The following is a 19,945-nucleotide window of genomic DNA, read 5'->3' on the forward strand; positions in this document are numbered from 1 at the left end:
ATAAAGACCGCGCTGTCTGGTTGCATCGCGCCAACCCTCACCCGCCTTTCACACCGGCATATATCGCCCCTGCCAGAAACGGCGTACTATCGCCGCCTGCAGCAATACTCATAACCCGACAAGCTGCACCAGGAGAAAGTAATGACCGGAAACCCCCGTTTGCTGCTGTCATTACTCGGCAGTCTGCTTGCCCTCCAAGCTGAAGCACAGAGCTCCATCAGCCACTCGGGCGTCATCGAGACCGATTATTCCCGTGCCCGTCAGAGTGGTGTGCAAAACACGGATACTGCGACGGTGGTGGGTACGGCGTTTCTGCAGGAGGTCAATCACGGTTCGCTACCTCATAACCAGGCTGCGTTTCTTGAACGCGCCTCAAGCCTGACAATGGCCTGGGCCGACGTTGATGCAGACTTCGGCGTCAATGGCCAGACCGACGGTGATGCGGCGCTCGTTGACCTTCAGTACATCATGACGTCGCATTGGCTGGTGGGTGCAACGTACAGCCGACTCAGGCTTGCCGGCCTGTCAGAGCAGGAGACCCGGTCACTGACCTTCGGGCGCTACCTTGATGACACATCTACGATCGTGGCGAACATCGGACGCACGGACGACAGCATTGACGGCCTGTCCGACAGTTCCAGCCACATCTGGGGACTCGCCTACAAGAACGTAACGCGGCATCCCACGGCCAATACGTCCCTGACACTCGACCTTGACTATCAACACATCGATGCCGACGCCGGCACCAGTAACAGCCTCGGCATTCAGGGTGAGTATCACTTCACCCTGGCAAGCAGCCTTGTGGCTGGAGTGGATATCACCGGTGGTGAAACCAGGGGCACAGACTATACACTCGGGCTGACGCACTACCTGACACGATTCATCGCGGTTGGCGCGACGCTCAGTCGCAACGAGCCAGATCGGCAGCAGCACACAAATACCGTAAAGGTGTTTGCGCGGCTGCTGTTGTGAATGTCCCGTCGTCCGCCGCCCGACCGACAGGCGGGCGGCAACTCAGGGCAATCAGCCCACAAATCAAAGCGTCTTGATGAACTCCAGCAATGCAGCTTTGTCCTTCTCCGGAAGACTGGTGCCGTAAACATGGCCGGCGTTGCTGTTCCCCTTTATTCGGGTGTCGTACATCATGGTTCCCGGCCGTTCCGCGTTCTCGAAGCCCACGCGAACCGGATCGAGTTCCCGCGACCCCACCTGGAACGTCGCAGGACGCTTCTCTGCGGGCAGTAGCAGATCTGCAATACTGGGCACCGATCCGTTGTGCAGGAAGGGGCCGGTTGCCCAGACGCCGTTCAGGGGACGCGAACGATAGACCGCGTGCTCCAGCACCTCGAGGCAGTGGCGGTTTTCCCCGTGACGGTCCATTCCGTCTTCTACCAGCAGGGTGTACAGCGCTGTTCTGTCTCCACTGCGCTCTGCAAGCGTCGCGGCGATTTCCGCCTCACTCTTTCCGGCCGCAGCCATGCGGGCGATAACCGCCTGATCCGACTCCTGCTTGTGGCTGCCGTGGAGCGCGTGGTCGAACAGGCTTTTCATTGCACCCGCAGCATCACTCATGAGGCTGCTGCCAAGGGTCCCAAGGATAGGCCCACCGGTGACGCCCAGGTCGTGCATCATCGTACCCACCGTCACGTGCGCGAGGATCTGGTCCGCGTGGGTACGCTCGCACAGCGGCTCACCCTCAAGGAAGTCGGTCTTGCGCCCCAGAAGCGGGCCGGTCTCCACTTCACGATCCGTGAAATTCAGTGAGGCCACAGGGTCTGTGCCGATATCTGACAGGGCCAGTGTCTTGACCTTGATGCTGGCAAGCTCGCCGCGGTCGCGACGATCAATCACCTGGTGGCAGTCACTGCATGCCTTGTCGTAGACGGCTTTGCCCCTGGCAACCTTAGCCCTGTCCAGTGGTGGAAGTATGCCCTTCTGCGCCATTTCCTCCCAGGTGGGCGAAACCAGCGTTTCCAGGGCGCTTTCCAGAATGAGCAGATGATCTGTGCGTACCGACGAGGCGTAGCCCGGCGGCAACGTCGAGGGCACCATGGATACCTCGCCAAAGACGCCGAGAACCTGGCCAACGTTCCGTCCTATCGCTCCGGGGCCCTCATTAGGCACCACCGCGTTGTACTGAACATAATCGAGATAGGGTGCGTCCCAGACGAAAGGATAGCTCACCGGCGCATCCGAAGGCCTGGCATTGTCGGGCCGGTTCAGCATCATGGCGGTAACCTGGTTCAGGATCACGTTGAGGGCGTCGACCCGTCCCGGGCCCGGCACGACATGCGTGGCGTTGCGGAAAGACCAGTCCTGTCTTTCTCTCAGCACACCGCGCAAGCGGGCGCGCAGCTGGTCTGCCGTGTCTTCATCGCTATCGCCCTCAAGCAGCTGATCCGCGAAGCGTTTGAACTTGTCGTCGTCTTCCCAGGTTTGAAGTAGCGCAGCATCCAGCGCCGCCATGAAAGACCAGAAATCAAAGTGCGCGGCGCCACCATCGATAAGTACCTGCTTGCCCTGATAACTCACTTCGGAGGTATGACAGGCACCGCAGTTCATGCCGAGCTTGTACTCGTTCGGATAGAGACCCAGGTCTTTCGTGAGACCGATCGGCAGGGCTGCGGGGTTGCGCGCACTGGGCGCCGCAGCCGTAATGAGGCCAAAGCTCTGCAGATGATCATTCGAGCGAAACAGATCCGTGCTTCCCGCCTGCTCGAGTATCAGGAACCAGTCGTAGGGCATGATCGGCGAACCCTGTGGTTCATGATAAAAGCGATCGCGCTCTTCATCATCCCAGCCCTGATCGAGCATCATCAGGTTATCGCCATACACGGCATTGTATTGAGGGTGGGACTGCGGCTGCGCCAGCGCCGCTGAAGACAGGCCCTGGACAGCAAGGCAAAGCGCCAGCGGTTGCAAAAATCGTGAATAAGGCATCAAGGTCTCCAAGACTGTTGTCGTAGCCATGTCAAAGTGTCTTCAGGTATTCGATCAATGCCGCGGCACCGTCGCGATCATCTTCCCAGGCAAGCTTGTACGTGACCCCATCCAGAGTCACATCGCGGTCATGTCCCTTGTTGCTGACCGCGTGGAATGCGCCGGTATCGAACCGATAACCGCCGGGCGTTCCGTCGTCCTGCCAGGCAAAGCCGACTTTCTCCTGATCATAATCGAGGCGACTCTTGATGAAGCTTGCTGGCCGCTCGGAGGGTATTAGCAGATGGTACAGGGTGGGTACCGAGCCGTTGTGCAGGTAGGGTGCGAGTGCCCACAGACCTTTCAGCGGCAGGGCGTTATAGCCACGCTGATCATCCAGAGGACGCATGACCACGTGTTCCATGTTGTCCAATGGTACGCCCTTGAATTCCGCACAGGGCTTCACCTGACGACCATACATCTCCACCGTGGTCTGTGGCGAACAGGTGCCGGTATATTCCGCCCGCGCGCCTTCCATCAGCAGGGTATTGATAACACCTGCCCGAGCCATGCTCGTTCCCAGCTCGTCATAGACACGGCCGTTATTCGGCTGATGACAGGCCTCGCAGTTACGCTCGAACAATGCCGCTCCCCGTCTTGCCAGCGCCACATCCACCGGGAAAGGCCAGACGGTGGCAGGCAGACCGTCGAGCAGCTCTGCACTGAAGGCAGCCACACGGACATCAGTGTCTGCAAGACCCATGGTCATGGATGCCGCCAGGTTCCGGAAAATAGGCACGGGAATGTTGCCGTTATACTGGCCGCCGCCATTGATCAGCTGTTGTCCGGTAGGATCCCATTCCGCAGTGCGGCTCTTCTGCTCCCATACGGCCATGAAGTCGGTCAAACCGGGAGATGATGGCAGTACGCCTTCACCTATCAGTGTGCCCAGCCTGCTGGTGGCCATGCTCTCGTAGCCATGGGAAGCGCTTACGCCGGTCGCGTCAGCCATGCCCGGCAAACCTGCGAGCATCTGCTGCTGGTAGCCCTCGTAGGTCTTGTCCAGATAATGGCTGAATGCCGCGACAAAACCCTCGGTGTAATCAACGAAAGCGCCAACGTGGGTGCCTGCGTTCTGCTTGAACAGCGCGATCTGCTGCGCCTCGTAAGCGGCATCGAAAGTGCGGTCGCCGTAGCGATGGTTTGCGTAAAAGTAGGTGGGCGACGCGGCCGCGGCGGTATCGACCGCCTGCACAATGCTGTCTGTCACGCGCTCAAGCCGTTTGGCGGGATCCTGCTCCGGACCGTACAGCTGCGCCAGGGTCTGGCTCAGCCTGACGAAATACAGGTTGATATTGAATTCGGCATTGATGCCGCCATCGATGTAGTGAACCTGGCCATCATCCGCACGCACTCGCCCGATGTGGCAGGCAGCGCAGGTGAACGATGTATAGTCAATGTCGGAATTCGCGTCGTCCCGGGTAAGTCCGGTGAAGCCAACACCGGTCGGGAGGATCGCGCTGTCTACGCGCGCGTCGTGGAACAGACCGACCCCCGACAGGAAGTCCTCGCCCTCGTTCCAGATGTCCGGCGCAAGTCTCGGAAGCACCTTGAGAATCAGCAGCGGTGTGCCATCTGACTTGCTGAAAGGAAACAGCGTAAACCAGTCATAGGCTTCCTGGTGAGAACGGATATACGAGGTCTTGGCGTCGCTGCGAGCCTGTTGCTCTGCGGCCCAGTCCGCCTGCACCGGGACCATGGACGCGCGCGAAGCAGGGGCAGTCAGCTCAATCCCGGTCTTGTCTCGCCCTGCCTCCTCGACAGACCAGTACAGCCAGCCACCACCAACTATCACCACTGCCACAGCAGACAGTGCGAATATGCGTATCAACTTCATTCAAAACTCCAACAGAAAAACTTATTCGACACCGTTCATCCCGTGACGCAAATCGCTTATTGCCTCATAGACCACGCGACGGATCCGGCTGACCGCGCCCAGCGGCTTGTGCGCGGGAAGGGCCTGCCAGGGATTGTAGGACTCGTTTTCACAAGCGCTGTTCTGGTCCGCCGTATCGAAGACCTGCTGGTGTATCGTGAGCTTCGCCACCGGCTGAAACGGCGCCTCATCTTCCGACCAGCGGCTGATCGAATCCTCAACGCTCATCTCCGCGATGCGCGGCTGAATCATGAACTCCATACAGGCGGGACCGGCGTCCAGTGTTCTGACCATGGCGGCGCGCAGATAATTGCTGTCCGGGTCATCCGGAATGGTACTGCTGCCCTCGTTACAGGCCCGAACGGAATACTTGACGGCCTGGCGCTCCTGACCGAGCCCAAGCTGGTAAGGCACCACCGACCAGTAACGGGTCTCCAGCGGGTTGGCGATGGTCTGGGACAGCATCCTGTACGCATTCCACGACCCCTGCCAGCCAAGCAGAAAGGGAATTTTCAGCATCTTCAGTACGCTGTCGCTATCGACGCGCTCGAAGAAGCTGGCATAGTCATCGGCATCGTTGATGAAAAATACCGGACTGCTGATCAGAATGAAGTCCTGCTGATCGGCGCGGTCTGCAGACGTAAAAAGCTTCTCGCCGGGGACGTCATACAGCTTGATGGCCATGCCGCGGGTGTCACCCGTGATGTCATCACCTGTGGCGTTGGGTGAGCCGTTGGAGAAGCGGATTTTCGCGCGATAGGCTGCCCCGGGCTGAAAAACGCCATGGGCAAGACCTGGCGGGAGATCGTCGTTGATCGCAAAATCTGCAGCGACACAGCCGTGCGCTTTCGGGTGTGCATCGCGGCGTGCACCACCGGGACCATAGGTACTTCTGATTTTCTCTTCCAGCGTGTTGATCAGTCGCTGCGCGGAATGCCACTCGTCAGTCTGGATTACCTCACCGAGGTAAGCATCGGCTTTCGGATACTGATGTTCAGTGGACTCCGCGGCGCCCACGTTAACTGAAAGCGCTGGCAGTAGTGCCAGGATGGTCGCGCATAAACGGTATCCGCCGGCACCTGTCCTCCTCTTCCCAAAAGGCATTCTTCCCTCTCCCCTCTTGTCGTCATGCCGTTACCGCAAACGTCGAACGGGCGTTATTGCTTTTGATGTCCGACTACGGGACTAAGCGTATATCCCATCATGCAGCACGCGTCCATGACTTTGTTCAGTTTTTGCTGGGACAGCAGAAATGAGTAACCGGGGAGCAGGCATACTGTTAGGCTCCCGTACCCCATCGTCCTGGAGCACGCCATGCACGGCCACACGCTAATCCGTTTTTCGATGGGATGTCTTCTGGGCATCGCTGCTCTGGTGGTCGCTGGCTGCTCCGACAACAACTCATTCCCCGTGGTGCCAGCCGACCCCGACCCCGTCGCGACGGCAAGGCCCAATATTCTGTTTGTGGTTCTCGACGACGTCGGTATGGATCAGATGGAGATTTTCGGGTTTGGCGGCGCCACCGCGCCCGCAACGCCGACGATCGGCGAGCTCGCCAGCTCAGGCGTCAGCTTTTCGGATACCTGGGCCATGCCCGCCTGCTCGGTGACGCGCGCCGCCATGTTTGAGGGAAGGTTCCCCCTGCGCACCAACGTCAAGGCGGCGCTGGGCCCGAACGACCTTGCCAACTCCATGACCTCGCCTTACGCCATGACTATCCCCAGGCTTCTGGCCGGCCAGGGTTACGAGAGCGCACTCATCGGCAAATTTCATATCGCTTTGCAGGGCAACTACCCCGCCGGCGACGCACTGGTCCACGACCTCGGCTGGGACTACTTCGCAGGCTGGCTGGACGAGACCGGCGATCCTACCTCGATCGATACCACGGCAGGCGGCATCGCCCCGCCTGGCACGTACAGTTGTGGCTTCGTGCCGGGAAGCGAGCTGGCCAACGGCGCCGATGCCGGCGCCTGCTATATGGCTGACGGCAGCTGCTCCGAACACGGGGGCGATGTCGTCGCGCCCGGTCGAAGCTGTCGCGATGCGGGTGGTCTGTTCAACCCGAATACCAGCTGCCAGAGCGTAGTGCCGGAGCGGCTTGACTTCACCCGCATGAACGCCCACTCGGTATCACCGGTGACCTATAACCGGGCCGACGGCTCGGTGGAGAAGCTGCCGACCACCGACCCGAGATCGCGTCAGTTCCGTGCGAGTTTCGCGGTTGATGCCGCTGCCGATTGGATCAACTCGCGCGCTGCGGACCAGGCATGGATGGCCACTGTCAGCTTCGCTTCCATCCACACGCCACTGGTGCCACCGCCGGTTGATCCGGCATCCCCAGCCAGCATCGCCGCCACGAACCTCGATTGTTCGAACCTTCTGGCCCAGCGAGAACTGTCCAACCTGATGGTTGAATCCCTGGATCTTGAAATCGGCAGGCTGCTTGTGGAAATCGGCCTTGCGACCCACGATCAACAGGGCAGCCTGGTGTATGCCCCCGAGTCGACCGACACCATGGTCGTGGTTCTCGGCGACAACGGTTCGCTGGGCTATACCGTGAAACTGCCCTTCGACCTCACCCGCTCCAAGGGCTCTGCCTACCAGACCGGCGTCTGGGTCCCGCTGATTGTCAGCGGTCCGCTGGTGGACACCCCCGACCGCCAGGTGCGTTCGATGGTAAACGCTGTCGATCTGTTCGCCCTCTTCGCCGAGATCGCCGGCGTCGGCGACGTACAGGCCGCGGTACCGCGGATGCTGGACGCCGTATCCATGCTGCCGTACCTGACCAACCCGGATCAGCCGGCCTTACGCGACTGGAACTACACCGAAGTCGGACTGAGCCTGCAGGCCGATGGTGAGGTCAACGGTCCCTGCGTGATCAACAGCTGCACCCAGATACCCAACGTGCGCAGCATCTGTGAAGATAACAACGGCGTCTGGTGGGGAAAAGACAACACTGCGGCGGTTAACGGCGTACCGGCACCTGGGCAGGGATTCAAGTACTGCTCCGAGGTGTTGGACTTCGTGACGCGTAATGGCGGCGACGCCTTCGAGATACTGCCCCTGGTTTCCATTGCGGTACGTAACGATGCCTTCAAACTGGTGGAGAATACCTTCAAGGACTGCAGCTCCGGATCCTGCGTCGACAGCACACAGCTGGAGCTGTTCGAGATAGACCAGCCGCTGGACACGCCATGGCTCGACAGGAAAGGCGACGAGCTTCCGCTGAATGCGCTGTCGTCGGGGCAGCAAACCGCCTACGTGGAACTGCAAGACCAGCTAGCGCTGCTCCGCGCCAGCGTCGTCGAATGCCCGGGTGATGGCAACATCGACGGCGTGGTTGACGAAGAGGACCTGCGACAGTGGGAACGCTACGCCAGCGGGGCAGGTCTCTCCAGCGTCTACGACCTGAACCTGGACGGTCGCACGGATGCACTGGATGAGGTTATCATTCAGTCAAATCTAGGCCTGGATTGCAGGGCCGGTGGAGGTTAGGCAGCAACGATGGCATGACAGTTAACACGATTCTTTTGACGCCGTGGCACACCGAAACGTCATGACCTACTCCCTGTTCAAGATTATTCATATCCTCGGTGTCGTCCTGCTGGTCGGCAACGTGACGATCACGTTCATCTGGAAGTTTCACGCCGATACCACGCGCGACCCGATCGTGCTCGCTTTCGCGCAGCGTATCGTGACCTGGACCGACTGGGTCTTCACCGCTGGCGGCGCGGCGCTTGTCATGATCGGCGGTTACGGAATGACCGCTGTCGCCCGTATCGATCCCGTCGCCACCGGCTGGCTGCTCTGGAGCCAGATCTGGTTCTACGCCGTCGGGCTCATCTGGCTTCTGGTGCTCGTCCCGCTGCAGGTCCTGCAGTCCCGGCAGGCGCGCAAATTCGCGGTTACCGGCACAATCCCAGAGTCCTACTGGCAACTTTGCGGATACTGGAATCTTGTCGGCATCGCGTCAACGGTGCCTTTTCTGTATGTGCTCTACCTGATGATTGAAAAGAGCTGACGATCAATCCTTGCCAGACCGCCAGGCATCCCGGCACACCAGGCATCGACCCTTAGAGAGTTTTTGCACATGTGCCACGCGGAAGGTTACCCCTTGCCCGGGGAGCAACGCCGCAACCTTCAAAAGCATACGGGCGGCCGCAGGATGTGCCAGCTATCCGAGTGAATCAGACCTCGCGTCGAAATGCCACGCGGCTAAATGGCATGCCATGATCGCGATGTTTCCCACCGAGTGTCGCTGCGAAATAGGCGACCGCCGCACCGGCAATCATGGTCGCAGCCACCACAAAGGTTGTGATGACTGCGGCGATTCTTGCCTGATCAACGGCGTCCATTGCCTCCTCGCGCGCCTCTTTGAACATGCTCAGGGCCTCGTTGACACGTTGCTCTACCTCTGCGGGCTCCATGTTCGCCTCTGCGGCGGCGATCTGCTTGAGCCGGTTCCGGTCTGACTCGCTGATTTCGCCCTCTGCCACACTGCGGGCAAGAATCGTGCGGATTTCAGACAGCGACTCGGACGAGGATGATGCGCCGGTCCCGTTACGCACAATGAGACTGGCGAAATAATCCCCCTGCTCTTCCACAAACTTCGCGGCACCGCCGGCAACGGCACCGGTCGCAGACGCAGTGATGCCCATCAGGCTGCCGATACCGCCCATGGCGAGAACAACGGCAATGAGCGTTCCCGTCGCCCAGACTGTCAGGCCATTCACTCCGTCGCGGGTTTCAATCTCGTCCTCGCTGGCATCGCCAATGGGATGGCGCATTCTTCCGGTCAGATAAGCACCGGCACCGAAACTGCTGACCGCGACAACGATGAACCAGACGCCGGCCGCGATCATCGACCATTTCAATGAGATCCCCTCACCCGGCTCTGCGGACATCATGGTAAGGCCAACGCCCGAACCAAAGGTCAGCAAGACCAGGGAAAAGGCTGCGGCAAAGAACGCGCCGGTGAATATCGCCTGCCAGTCAGAGTAGGCTCGATCGGATTCATTGACGGTTACCGCTTGAGAGGGGTGTTCGATGGTCATGGGAAGTCTCCTTGATAACGGGTTTGATCGCCTTGTTCAGGCCAGACCCACGAACGACAGGATGGCCATAATGACCACGATAACGCCGATGATATAAATGATGCTGTGCATGACAGTGCTCCTTCTAGAACGCCCGGGTTGAAAAATACGCCAGCGCGCAGCTAGAAACCTGCGGACGGGCCTGTGACGGCCCTGCAGCGTTGTGGCTGACGCTCGACTCAGCTCAAGTTTCGCAGGGCTTGTTTCTTTTATCTGTGCGGTCTCGCGCATGTCGATGAGGCGGTTCTCGAAAACAATGCAGGCATCTGTGGTGCTATCCTGTTGGCCACACCGCCGGATGACCAGGGAGACAGCGCAGTGATGGACGACTTTTCCAGCCCGGATTTCAATCTGAGTGCACTGGAGGCGGCTGCGGCGCTCGTGTACGACGCGATGCCCGCCACGCCGCAATATGCGTGGCCAACGCTTGCAGACGCTGTCGGTGCGGATGTCTGGGTCAAGCATGAGAATCATACGCCGACGGGGGCTTTCAAGGTCCGCGGTGGCATCACGTTCATGCACTGGCTCCGGCAGGCACACCCGCAGTGCAGAGGCGTGGTAACGGCCACTCGTGGCAACCACGGTCAGAGCCAGGCCCGCGCGGCTGCCGCGTGCGGTCTTTCCGCCACTATTGTTGTGCCACGCGGAAATGCGCGGGAGAAGAACGAGGCCATGCGTGCCTTCGGCGCAACGCTACTGGAATATGGCGACGACTTCGACGAAGCGCGCCAGGAAGCAGCAGGCATCGCGGCGACAGAAGACCTCTTTCTGGTACCTCCCTTCCACCCGGCTCTGGTGACCGGGGTGGCAAGCTACGCGCTGGAGCTGTTCCGCGCAGTGGACCGCATTGACGCGCTGTACGTGCCGATAGGCTGCGGCTCGGGTATCTGTGGCGTCATCGCCGCGCGCGATGCCCTTGGCCTGGACACGGAAATCGTGGGTGTCGTGTCCGACGCCGCACCCGCCGCCAGCCGCGCCTTTCACAGCGGCAAGGCCGAGTCGACGGACAGCGCCCACACCTTCGCCGATGGCATGGCCGTCCGGGCCGTCGTACCGGAGGCACTGGCAATCTACCGACGCGGTGCCAGTCGCGTCATGGAAGTCAGCGATGATGAAGTGGCTGAAGCCATGCGCATGTACTTTCGCTGCACGCACAACGTCGCGGAAGGTGCGGGTGCCGCCCCGCTCGCCGGGCTCATGCAGGAGCGGGAACGACAGCGCGGGCGGCGCGTGGCCGTCATTCTGTGTGGCGGCAATGTGGATACGGACATCTTCCGGACCGTGCTGTCGGGCGCGACGCCTACTCCCTGAAGGGCGCCTCCCGGTCTCGCCCCTGCAGAGCGGCCTCAAAGGGCCGCACCACTAACGCTGCGTCGCGACCTGCTCCCGACTGACAGCCCCCGCCTCATGACCCCAGGCATTGCGCAGATAGCTGAGCAGTGCCGCCGTCTGTTCGTCACTCAATTTATTGGCATAGGCCTCCATGCGCTTCCAGCCCCGCGCCTGCCATTCAGTCGACGGTGCGATTTTCGGCAGCTGGGCCCCATAGAGCGTGATATTGATCAGCGACGACGGATCCGTATCGAGAACCACCGGACTGCCGACCAGGGGCGGCCCGGTCTCTGCAGACCCTTCACCCGTCGGCAAATGACAGGTCCCGCAATGGATATCGTACTGGATAGCGCCGGCGCGCAGCACCTCGTCACTGGCAGGCTCAGCGCTGGGCCGGGAATTGGCCGGCAAGCTTTTCAGGTAGGTGGCCACGGCACTGACATCCTCGGTAGACAGATGCCGGGTGCTGTTCACAACCACCTTGTTCATCGGGCCGAATACGCCTGCCCGGTGGCTGAAGCCGAGCTTCAGATATCCCGCAATATCTTCGGTCGACCACATGGCCAGACCGCTGCTCGCAGCGGTAAGGTTTGGCGCCGACCAGGCCGACAGTTTCCCCTCGACCCGCTCCATGTAGGTGCTGCCGGTCATCGCAAGATCCGCATCGGTGGCACCGAGAAAATTGCGCGGGGTGTGGCATTCCCCACAGTGTCCCAGCGCTTCGACCAGATAGGCTCCGCGGTTCCATTGCGCCGACTGCGCTGGCTCCGGCTCGAAGCGGCGATCCTCGAGGAACAGGAATTTCCAGATTCCCAGCGCCCAGCGCTGGTTATAGGGGAAATCAAGGTCATTCTGCGGCGGTGAAGACTTCACCGGGGCAACCGTCTTCAGGTACGCGTAAATGTCGGCGATATCCGCGTCGCTGATATTCGTGAACGAGGTATAGGGAAACACCGGATACAGATGCTCGCCGTCCGGCCGCTCACCCTGCCGCATTGCCACCGTGAATTCTTTCAGGCTCCACTGACCGATACCGGTGTCTGCGTCGGGGGTGATATTCGTTGAATAGATCGTCCCGTACGGTGTTTCGAACGCAAGACCGCCGGCGAATGGCCGACCGTTATCGCTCGTGTGGCAGCTCACGCAGTTCCCTGCGCTGGTAAGGTACTCGCCTCGCTGATGCGTATCCGAAGTGATCTTGCCAGGACCAGCGGCAGTTGCCGCATCCACTGAGCTTGCCTGGCCTGCCAGACTCACGGCAATGGCCAGCGCCAGCAGCATGCTGCGCAGAACTGAAGAGGCGCCCGCAGGCGCGGCGTCGAATGTTCTCGACTCGAGGCGTTCGATGTGAAAGTTGATCATTCCTGCTCCGTTCCGAATCCGGGAAAGGTCCCGCGTAGCCTTATCAGGCATCAACACTCCACGAGTCGCAGTGACCCCCCGGATTCACCGGCTTGCCACCAAACATCTCGCAGGTTCCACAGCCGCCGGCTTCCCGGGCTGCGTGGAAAAACTCGCAATCCATACACTTTCGGGCGGGGTCCGGCGAGGTCTCCACATAGTTGAGCGTGCGACGAACACTCTCCTCGGCCGAGGTCATCGTACCGGGGTCGGCGCATACCATGGCCGTGTCGCCGCCGCTGTCCGGGTCGTCACCACAGGCGGACAATCCCATAAGTACACCGCCCGCAACAGGAATCTGCAGGCCTCGCAACAGCAACGTGCGCCGCGACATTCTGGAATTCATTCTCTACCCCTTTTTGTGATGTGCCCGCGAACACAGTGTTCCGGGAAAGGTCTGGGTGCGCGTGCCGCTTACCGGCCAGCCGCGGCCCTGCCTGCTCGAATGGCCTGATCCGACTCGGGACCATAGGCCAGCAGCGCCAGAAAACCCTGCTCCACGCGCCGCCCGACCGATTCCGTGTCTACGGTCATCAGATCCACCAGTCCCGCACGCCGGCTCACCTCCAGCACTTCCAGGGCGATCGCCTCCGCCGCTTCCCGGTCGCCATCCAGCGCACTGGTGAGACTGCCGATGCCACAGACCAGCGCACTGTAGCCCGCCATGCCGGCGATTTCCTCAAGCTCAGCAAAAACCTCAGGATCCTCGACAATGAGCATTGCGATGACGTCACCCTCCGGATTGCCGGGAGACCAAACATCAACGTCCTCAAAGAACGAAATGGCGGTGCGCGCCTCCCCGGCGCTGAGCACATGGGGGATGACCACGCCATCGGCGCCCAGCGCGAGAACTTCCCTGACCCGCTCCCGTGCCGCGTCTTCGCCATCTGTCGAAATCGGTGGAATGCGTACCAGCAGGGGCATCGCGGCATCCCCTCCCCCGCTGCCAAGGCCCCTGGCGACGTTACGCGCGGATTCGGCATCGTAATGCTGCTCCAGACTCAGGAAGGCAAAGTCCAGTAACCGGTTTGCAGCGAGCTCACGGCCTGTCTCAACGGTGTAACGGGGAACTTCCTCTGAACCGGCATCGTCCGCCATCTGCGTCACATACTGGCCAAAAGCCGGCTGCCCAGCTGCCCACAGCTCTATGAGGCTCCGATCGCGAATGGGCGCGCCAGGTTCGGCGCTGTGCGCGACCGACGCAAATGGAATAACGATGCACGCAAGCAGCGCGAAAAAAAAATGCCGACCTTCCATGTCATACTCCTAAAGGGGTCAATAACCTTTAATCTGCCGACTGCTGGCCCGGATGCACGATATGCACCTGGTGCATGATCACATCCACGGCCGCGGAAATGGCCGTATTGGCGCCGGTGTCGGGATCGGGGTGGCCATCCGCCAGCCTTTTCATCGCGCGATACAGGGATGCCGCCGAGAGCTGGCCGTAACTCTGGTGGTGCGTTGTCCAGTTCCTGTTCAGCCGGTGGTTGTACTGTTCGACATCGACGTAGCCGGCCAGGATGCCCTCGGCTGTTTTCGGGGTCAGCGTGAGCTTAAGCTGGAAATCGCGAAAGAGATGGAAGCCACCGCCGATCCCGGGGAAAGACCACGGAAACTTGGTCCGATCCGTCGGCTGCGTGGTCAGGACGCCGTCGACAATGCTGCCCTGTACCTCCTGAATAAAGCTCTGGCCCCAGCGCATATCCACCCGCTGCGTACCTCCCGCAACAAAGCCCTTGCCGGAGGCGTCGGTTACAAGGTCATCGAGGCCGCGATAAAACGTCACCGTCACCTCATTGTCATTCGCCAGATCGTCCACCCCGGAGAGTTCTATCATCCAGCGATTGTAGGCATTCCCGTACATGAAAAGGTTTGAAAAGTGGTAGAAGGTACCGTCGGGGCCGCGGTAAATCGAGATACAGCCGATGGCGCGATGCAGCTGATTATCGATGCCGTCCTCGCCCTCGGGGCTGAGAAAGTCCTCATCACTCACTTTGCCATCCAGGTTCAGTCCGTAAGCGGTGGTGCCCTGTGCATCGTGGAAGGGGAAGGGATCTTCATCTGCGGTTGTGCGGTGGAACCGTCGACCCTCCCGCATGAGACGCGTGTCCACCTCGGTGCGCTCTACCCCGCTGTCTTCCGGAAACAGCTCATCGTATTGCTCGCGCGGCCCGATATTGAAACCCTGGGGACACTCTTCCCGGGCACCCTCCGTCTGATAGAGCGCCCAGTGCCGTTCCGTGAGCACGTAGCCAATGCGACCCCCATCCGGCGCCCCCGCCATTGCGACACTGCCCAACGACATGAGAAGCGCTGCGGCCGAGATTGTTCTCAGGGACAGTGGGCAATTATGCAAGGTATTAGCCGCTTCAAACTGTGACATCGGTTTTCTCCCCAGCGTTCATAACGCTTGTTGGCACTGTCAGCATAAGCATCATCGACGAAACGCGTTTTCACCAAAATCGTCGCGCAGCACAAACGCCTTGTAGCCGTTGCGACGCCCGGTAAACTCGCCGATGCCATCACCGTTGGTAACGCCCGCCTCACGATCACCGACATAGGTATATACCGGTCGCCCGCGATAGGCCCAGACCTGCAGCGCGTTATCCTGACCCGAAGCGGCGCGATGTCCGGTCTCGGGATCTATCGCCATCACGCTCCAGAGCGAACTCTCGCTCTTCGCATCGGCCTCTGCGATGACGTAGGGAAAGGTCTCCAGACAGACTGCAGGGTCGCCATTGCCGCAGATGGCCAGGCGATATTCCTGCGGCGCATCCGGGTGATCACAGGCCAGCTGCACCAGGGAATCGTCGTTGCAGTTGTACAGATACAGGGTCCGCCCGCGGGCATCCGCCAGAACCTGCCCACCGAACTCCGCGTCCTGTACCGTGAACGCGTCCGGCGGCACGACGGCGCGCTGCGTGTAGGTGTTGTGCCATTTCGGGTTGCGCCAGTCCGGCTCATCGCCACCGACAAAGCTGCGGCTCCCGGGGTCGTTCTTGTGAGTGTAGAGCGGTTGGCCCCGGAACGCCCATTGACGGGTTCCGGAAGACCGCCTGATCACTGTCCACTGATCCGTGTCGGCCGCAAGCGCAGGTGCAGCGACCGGAGTCCAGTGATCCAGGCAGTCGTCATAACAGTTCGACGTGTTCGGCTCGTCGCCATCCCAGGTGTAAACCGAGTATTCCCGGTTATCCACAAGCAGTCGGCCGGTAGTGCTGGGAATCACAGCAAACTCAGCCGGAACATCCGGCGGCGGTCCCACCGGCACGCGAACCACACCGCCATCACCGCCAGACCTGATCCTGGTGCCTCCCAGCACATCGCCGGGCTGTTGATCCAGAATGGAGGTATATAGCGGGTAACCGTCATAGGCCCATTGGCGGGAACCGTCGTCGCGCGTGACAAGCGTCCACTTGTCGACGTCTTCCGCATCATCGGCTGCGATCAGGGGAGGCCAGACCCGGGCACAGCTCAGGCGCTGGTCGGCATCCGGCAAGCGCAGACCGGCAGGGTATGGGCTCATCAAGCCTGCGGAAACCTTCAGCACCTCATCGGTGCAGTTGGACGGTTCGTGCTTCCTGTCACCGGTGGACCCGTTGCGCAAGGCACTCAGGGGCCACTGGTACAGCGTTCGCCCTCGCTCATCGGCATACACCGGCCCTTCCAGGGGACTGATAACCACCTGAATCCCCGGTGGCGTCTTCTCTTCGATGTAGGCTTCCTGTGCGGTGCTGGTCGCCGCCTGCCAGTACCGCGAACGATCTGAAGTGTCGGCAGCCGCATCCATGACGGCCAGGTTCGCCGTCGCGGCGAGAAGACACGTCGCAGCGAGGGAGTGGATCACGCGCCTGTCGATGACTTTCCCTGAATCGCCGAGCGCCATCATTCAGGCCACGACCTCGTGGATGACTTCAGACGACTCGTTACTCAGCGTACCCCAGGAGGATTTGTCAATGCCCAGGAGCCTGAGGGCGGTGTAGCCAACCTGTGACACCGAGCCACCTTTCAGATCAATGTGCATGCCACTCTTGCCCTTGCCGCCAGCTCTGCCGGCGAGGAACACCGGCATGCCGTCAATTGCATGCGTTCTCGCGTAACCGACATCGGTCGTGCCAAGAATCAGCACGTTGTCGAGCAGTGTGCCGTCACCCTCCGGTATCTTCTTGAAGGCTTCAACAAAATCCACCCAGGACTCCATGGCGCGGCGCGTGAACCAGGAGGCGTTCTGCTGATAGCCTGTGCGCTCGTCGACGGGCTCTTCGTGGGTGCAGGTATGGTGCGGCTTGGGATAGCCCGGCTTGATAATTGACGAAAATGCTGCTGAATAGGTCATGTTGAAAACACGGGTCTGATCACAGGCGATGGCCATCACCATAAGCTCGGTCATCATCTGGTGCCGCAGCCGGACGGCATCGGCCGACTTGTCCATCAAGGGATTGACCGGAGCCTCACCGGGGGGCAGGCAGCTCGCGATCGGATCCGGCTTGGTCAGTCGTTGCTCAAACTGCGTCTCCAGCTGACGCAGGCCGGTGAAGTACTGATCAAGACGCTCGCGGTCCGCGGCGCCCACCACCTTCATCATGGAGCGCGACTGCTCCATGACGCCGGACAATACGCTTCTGCGCGCAATAATCCGCGGATCCAGAGTGAACTCCTCTGCATTCGGATCCTGAAAATCGGCCCCGAACAACAGATTGTAGAATTGCAGGGGCGACCATTCCGGCGTATTGGGCGTCGACGCGTTCATGAAACTGTAGGTGTCGCGAGCATCAGCGGTCGCAGTGGCGGTAAGGGAGTTGAAGCGCGTGGCACGGCCAATCTGCTTGGCGACGGTGACATCGATCGTCTCGGTTGGCACGCTGTCGATCTCCGGCGCCACACCGGTTCTCGACACCACCCAGCCGGTGAAATGATTCCGGTTCGGGGAGGAGTCGGGAAAGGCCGATCCGTTCGTGAACAGATTGACGTCATCACGCACCGGGGCCCAGGAAGCAATCTCCTCGGGCAGGTCATAGCCGGCGCCGGTCTTTTTCGGGACAAAAATACCCGACGTGCCTCCAAGTCCATAGCCCCAGGTGCCAAACCGCACGGGCATCGGTGCGCCCGAGGCGAGTGCCGTTCCATTGCCGTCAAGAAAGACATCAAGGAAAGGGAGCGCTACCGATACACCGACACCGTTCAGCATTCCCTTGAGAACACGACGCCTGTTCCACTGACTCATAACCACTCTCCTGAATTCCCCGATTCGCCCGATGTCCGACGGCAGATAGCCAACGCCGTCGGTCCTTCGGTTCAGTGTTCCTGTACCCGGCGCACGACTGGCCTCAGCGTGAACTCGCAACCGATATCCGGCTTTCTTCCTGATATTCCGGATTGCTCTCTTCGCCCGGATCATTCTGTACACGCGAGAATGCCTTACTGAGTGCGATCGTCCGCAACAACTCGCGAAGCCGGTAGCCCCGAGCGGCAAATTCGGCATTGAAATAATCCAGTGCAGGCCGCGCCTCCATCGCCGGCGGCGCGCCGGTGCCGTAACTGTAGACGCGCTGCACCAGACATCGAGGCAGCTCGGGGTTCTCGCGCAGTGCCTTTCCAAGACCTACGGCGCCCTCGAACTCGAAGCCATCGAGGCCGCCGCTGGCATCGATCACGGCGCCGTTCTCGGTAAGCCGGAAGCCGCCGGCACCATCAAACCGCTCGAGCGACAAACCGATCGGATCCGTGATCCTGTGGCAGCCGGCACAGGACGGCGTCTCGAGATGCGCCCGCACACGCTGGCGCTGCGTCGGGTAGTTGGCATCGGGGTTCGACACCACGGAAAAATCGATACCTGGCGGCGGTTCGGGAACCGTCTGGCACAGAAAGCGCTCACGCAGAGCCTGGCCCCGAAGGGTCACGGAACTGCGACCGGGGTGCGCGTGCAGGGAAAGAAAACTGACCTGCGTGAGGAGACCCGATCGCGGACTGTCGTCGGGAAAGGTATGCGGCGTCCAGCCAGGCTCTGCCGGCACACCGTAGATAATAGCCAGGGCCGGGGACATCACAGTCGACCGCGTGGTGAACAGGTCGCGATAATCGCCATCATTGGCAAGCAGATGCTCGATGGAGGTGCGCAGCGTCTGCTCCCGCGCGTCCTCTGCTGTCACACGTGTGAACTCCGGGTAGATGGTGGAGTCCTTTGTCAGCGTCTTGACTTCATCAAAGGCGAACATGTCGTCGAGGAAGGCCCGCATTCCCTCCGCGAGCCTCGGACTCGCCAGCATTCGGTCCACGGCACGTTCAAGACCCCCACTCGCCTGCAGTTCACCGCTCTCTGCCGCGGCCAGCAACTCGTCATCCGGCGCGGAATTCCACAGGAAATAACTCAGCCTCGATGCGAGGGAATAGGCGTCGAGGCGCAGTTGGCCTGGATTCTCGGGATCGGGTTCGGCGCGCTCCACAACAAACAGACCTTCGGGGCTGATCAGCATCCCCTCAAGCGCAATTTCCAGGCCTGCGTAAAAACTCTCCAGTTGCTCTGCCGCAGAACCCGCCTGTTTCACGTGCATCGCAACTTCGTCATCCGTGAGAGCGCGCCTGAACAGGAGCCGGCCGACCCTGGACAGGAAGCGGGTTGCGCAGGCCTCGTCCGGCCCGTCTATGGATTCCGGTCTGCAGGGAACCAGATAATTGCGGTGTTTGGTATCGAGGACCTGACTGGCCACGCTGGCAGCGACGCCCTGAATACCCTGAAGCTGAGAACTGCCGATACCGGCGATTGCAGCACTGTTCGCGAGCAGTCCTTCGGTGCGTGCCACAGGCGCGAACTCCACCTGAAGATCAACGCCGGGACCAAAGATGTAGCTCAGGGAATTACGGTACTGCTCAGCCGTGACCAGGCTGACCAGGGCTCTGGTTCCGGGCGTTTCAGGCTCAGGATCGGATTCCGAACAGCCTGCCAGCATGACCAGGGCAACAAAACCCAGGACACCCGCACAGAACACCTTGCTTGACCCGTGCGGAGCCGCGCGCTTGTACATCAGACGCATACTGCAGATTTCTCCAGCATTATTTTTATAGAGGGCCAGCCTAAGGCACGATTTCGCCACACGCAATACTTTTGTCTGACGCAGCACAGCCACTCGATATCCATGGCCAGTGAACCGTTTCCCTCTCTTCCCCCACTGTAAGACTATTGCTGATGATTGTCGGCACTGGTTCAGCGATACCCGCCCGGCAGGGGTGGCAGCTACCGGCAGCCCGAACGACGATCTACCGGGGA

At 60.6% G+C, this 19,945-nt stretch carries 15 protein-coding genes; 4 read left to right on the plus strand and 11 right to left on the minus strand.

Features of this window, described 5'->3' with window-relative positions:
* The first annotated feature begins 141 nt into the window (after positions 1-141).
* Entirely contained in the window at positions 142-972 is an 831-nt protein-coding gene (locus EV688_RS08755; RefSeq protein ID WP_117316009.1) for a putative porin, read from the plus strand.
* 63 nt (positions 973-1,035) lie between these two features.
* Here EV688_RS08755 and EV688_RS08760 read toward each other — a convergent pair whose 3' ends face one another.
* The 3 genes from EV688_RS08760 to EV688_RS08770 are packed head-to-tail and all read right to left on the minus strand — an operon-like array spanning position 1,036 to position 5,872.
* Positions 1,036-2,940, minus strand: coding sequence for a di-heme-cytochrome C peroxidase (locus tag EV688_RS08760; protein WP_117316007.1), 1,905 nt, complete (start codon positions 2,938-2,940; stop codon positions 1,036-1,038).
* A 31-nt stretch (positions 2,941-2,971) separates the two neighbouring features.
* The gene (locus tag EV688_RS08765; RefSeq protein WP_117316005.1) at positions 2,972-4,816 is read right to left on the minus strand and encodes a c-type cytochrome; all 1,845 of its coding nucleotides are present in this window, start codon (positions 4,814-4,816) and stop codon (positions 2,972-2,974) included.
* A gap of 21 nt (positions 4,817-4,837) precedes the next feature.
* Positions 4,838-5,872, minus strand: coding sequence for a catalase family protein (locus tag EV688_RS08770; RefSeq protein WP_205686546.1), 1,035 nt, complete (start codon positions 5,870-5,872; stop codon positions 4,838-4,840).
* A gap of 297 nt (positions 5,873-6,169) precedes the next feature.
* Here EV688_RS08770 and EV688_RS08775 point away from each other — a divergent pair, with 297 nt between their 5' ends.
* Both EV688_RS08775 and EV688_RS08780 read left to right on the plus strand, forming a co-directional pair.
* A complete protein-coding gene (locus EV688_RS08775; protein ID WP_117316001.1) occupies positions 6,170-8,350 on the plus strand; it encodes a sulfatase-like hydrolase/transferase in 2,181 nt (726 codons plus the stop codon).
* A gap of 61 nt (positions 8,351-8,411) precedes the next feature.
* Positions 8,412-8,876: a DUF2269 family protein gene (locus EV688_RS08780; protein WP_117315999.1), complete on the plus strand. Its 465-nt coding sequence runs from the start codon at positions 8,412-8,414 to the stop codon at positions 8,874-8,876.
* Between the two features lie 166 nt (positions 8,877-9,042).
* Here the strand turns inward: EV688_RS08780 and EV688_RS08785 are convergent, their stop codons facing one another.
* On the minus strand, positions 9,043-9,909 hold the full coding sequence (locus EV688_RS08785) for a hypothetical protein (RefSeq protein WP_117315998.1): 867 nt from the start codon (positions 9,907-9,909) through the stop codon (positions 9,043-9,045).
* A gap of 360 nt (positions 9,910-10,269) precedes the next feature.
* Here EV688_RS08785 and EV688_RS08795 point away from each other — a divergent pair, with 360 nt between their 5' ends.
* Positions 10,270-11,259 (plus strand): threonine dehydratase, encoded by a 990-nt coding sequence (locus tag EV688_RS08795; RefSeq protein WP_117315994.1) that lies wholly within the window; start codon positions 10,270-10,272, stop codon positions 11,257-11,259.
* A gap of 51 nt (positions 11,260-11,310) precedes the next feature.
* Here the strand turns inward: EV688_RS08795 and EV688_RS08800 are convergent, their stop codons facing one another.
* The 7 genes from EV688_RS08800 to EV688_RS08830 all read right to left on the minus strand — a co-directional run bounded on the left by EV688_RS08800 (position 11,311) and on the right by EV688_RS08830 (position 19,712).
* On the minus strand, positions 11,311-12,642 hold the full coding sequence (locus EV688_RS08800) for a cytochrome c (protein ID WP_240624274.1): 1,332 nt from the start codon (positions 12,640-12,642) through the stop codon (positions 11,311-11,313).
* Positions 12,643-12,685: 43 nt separating this feature from the next.
* On the minus strand, positions 12,686-13,027 hold the full coding sequence (locus EV688_RS08805; RefSeq protein WP_117315992.1) for a high-potential iron-sulfur protein: 342 nt from the start codon (positions 13,025-13,027) through the stop codon (positions 12,686-12,688).
* Positions 13,028-13,095: 68 nt separating this feature from the next.
* Positions 13,096-13,938: an HpcH/HpaI aldolase family protein gene (locus EV688_RS08810; protein WP_117315990.1), complete on the minus strand. Its 843-nt coding sequence runs from the start codon at positions 13,936-13,938 to the stop codon at positions 13,096-13,098.
* Positions 13,939-13,966: 28 nt separating this feature from the next.
* Positions 13,967-14,986 carry a hypothetical protein gene (locus EV688_RS08815; protein ID WP_117315988.1) on the minus strand — a complete coding sequence of 340 codons (1,020 nt, stop codon included), beginning with the start codon at positions 14,984-14,986 and terminating at the stop codon, positions 13,967-13,969.
* 129 nt (positions 14,987-15,115) lie between these two features.
* Positions 15,116-16,570 (minus strand): COG4315 family predicted lipoprotein, encoded by a 1,455-nt coding sequence (locus EV688_RS08820; protein WP_240624273.1) that lies wholly within the window; start codon positions 16,568-16,570, stop codon positions 15,116-15,118.
* Complete coding sequence (locus tag EV688_RS08825; protein ID WP_117315986.1) at positions 16,571-17,905, minus strand: DUF1552 domain-containing protein; 1,335 nt, start codon at positions 17,903-17,905, stop codon at positions 16,571-16,573.
* Between the two features lie 103 nt (positions 17,906-18,008).
* Positions 18,009-19,712 (minus strand): DUF1592 domain-containing protein, encoded by a 1,704-nt coding sequence (locus EV688_RS08830; protein WP_240624272.1) that lies wholly within the window; start codon positions 19,710-19,712, stop codon positions 18,009-18,011.
* Between the last annotated feature and the right edge of the window lie 233 nt (positions 19,713-19,945).

Source organism: Chromatocurvus halotolerans (assembly GCF_004340525.1).
GTDB lineage: Bacteria > Pseudomonadota > Gammaproteobacteria > Pseudomonadales > Halieaceae > Chromatocurvus > Chromatocurvus halotolerans.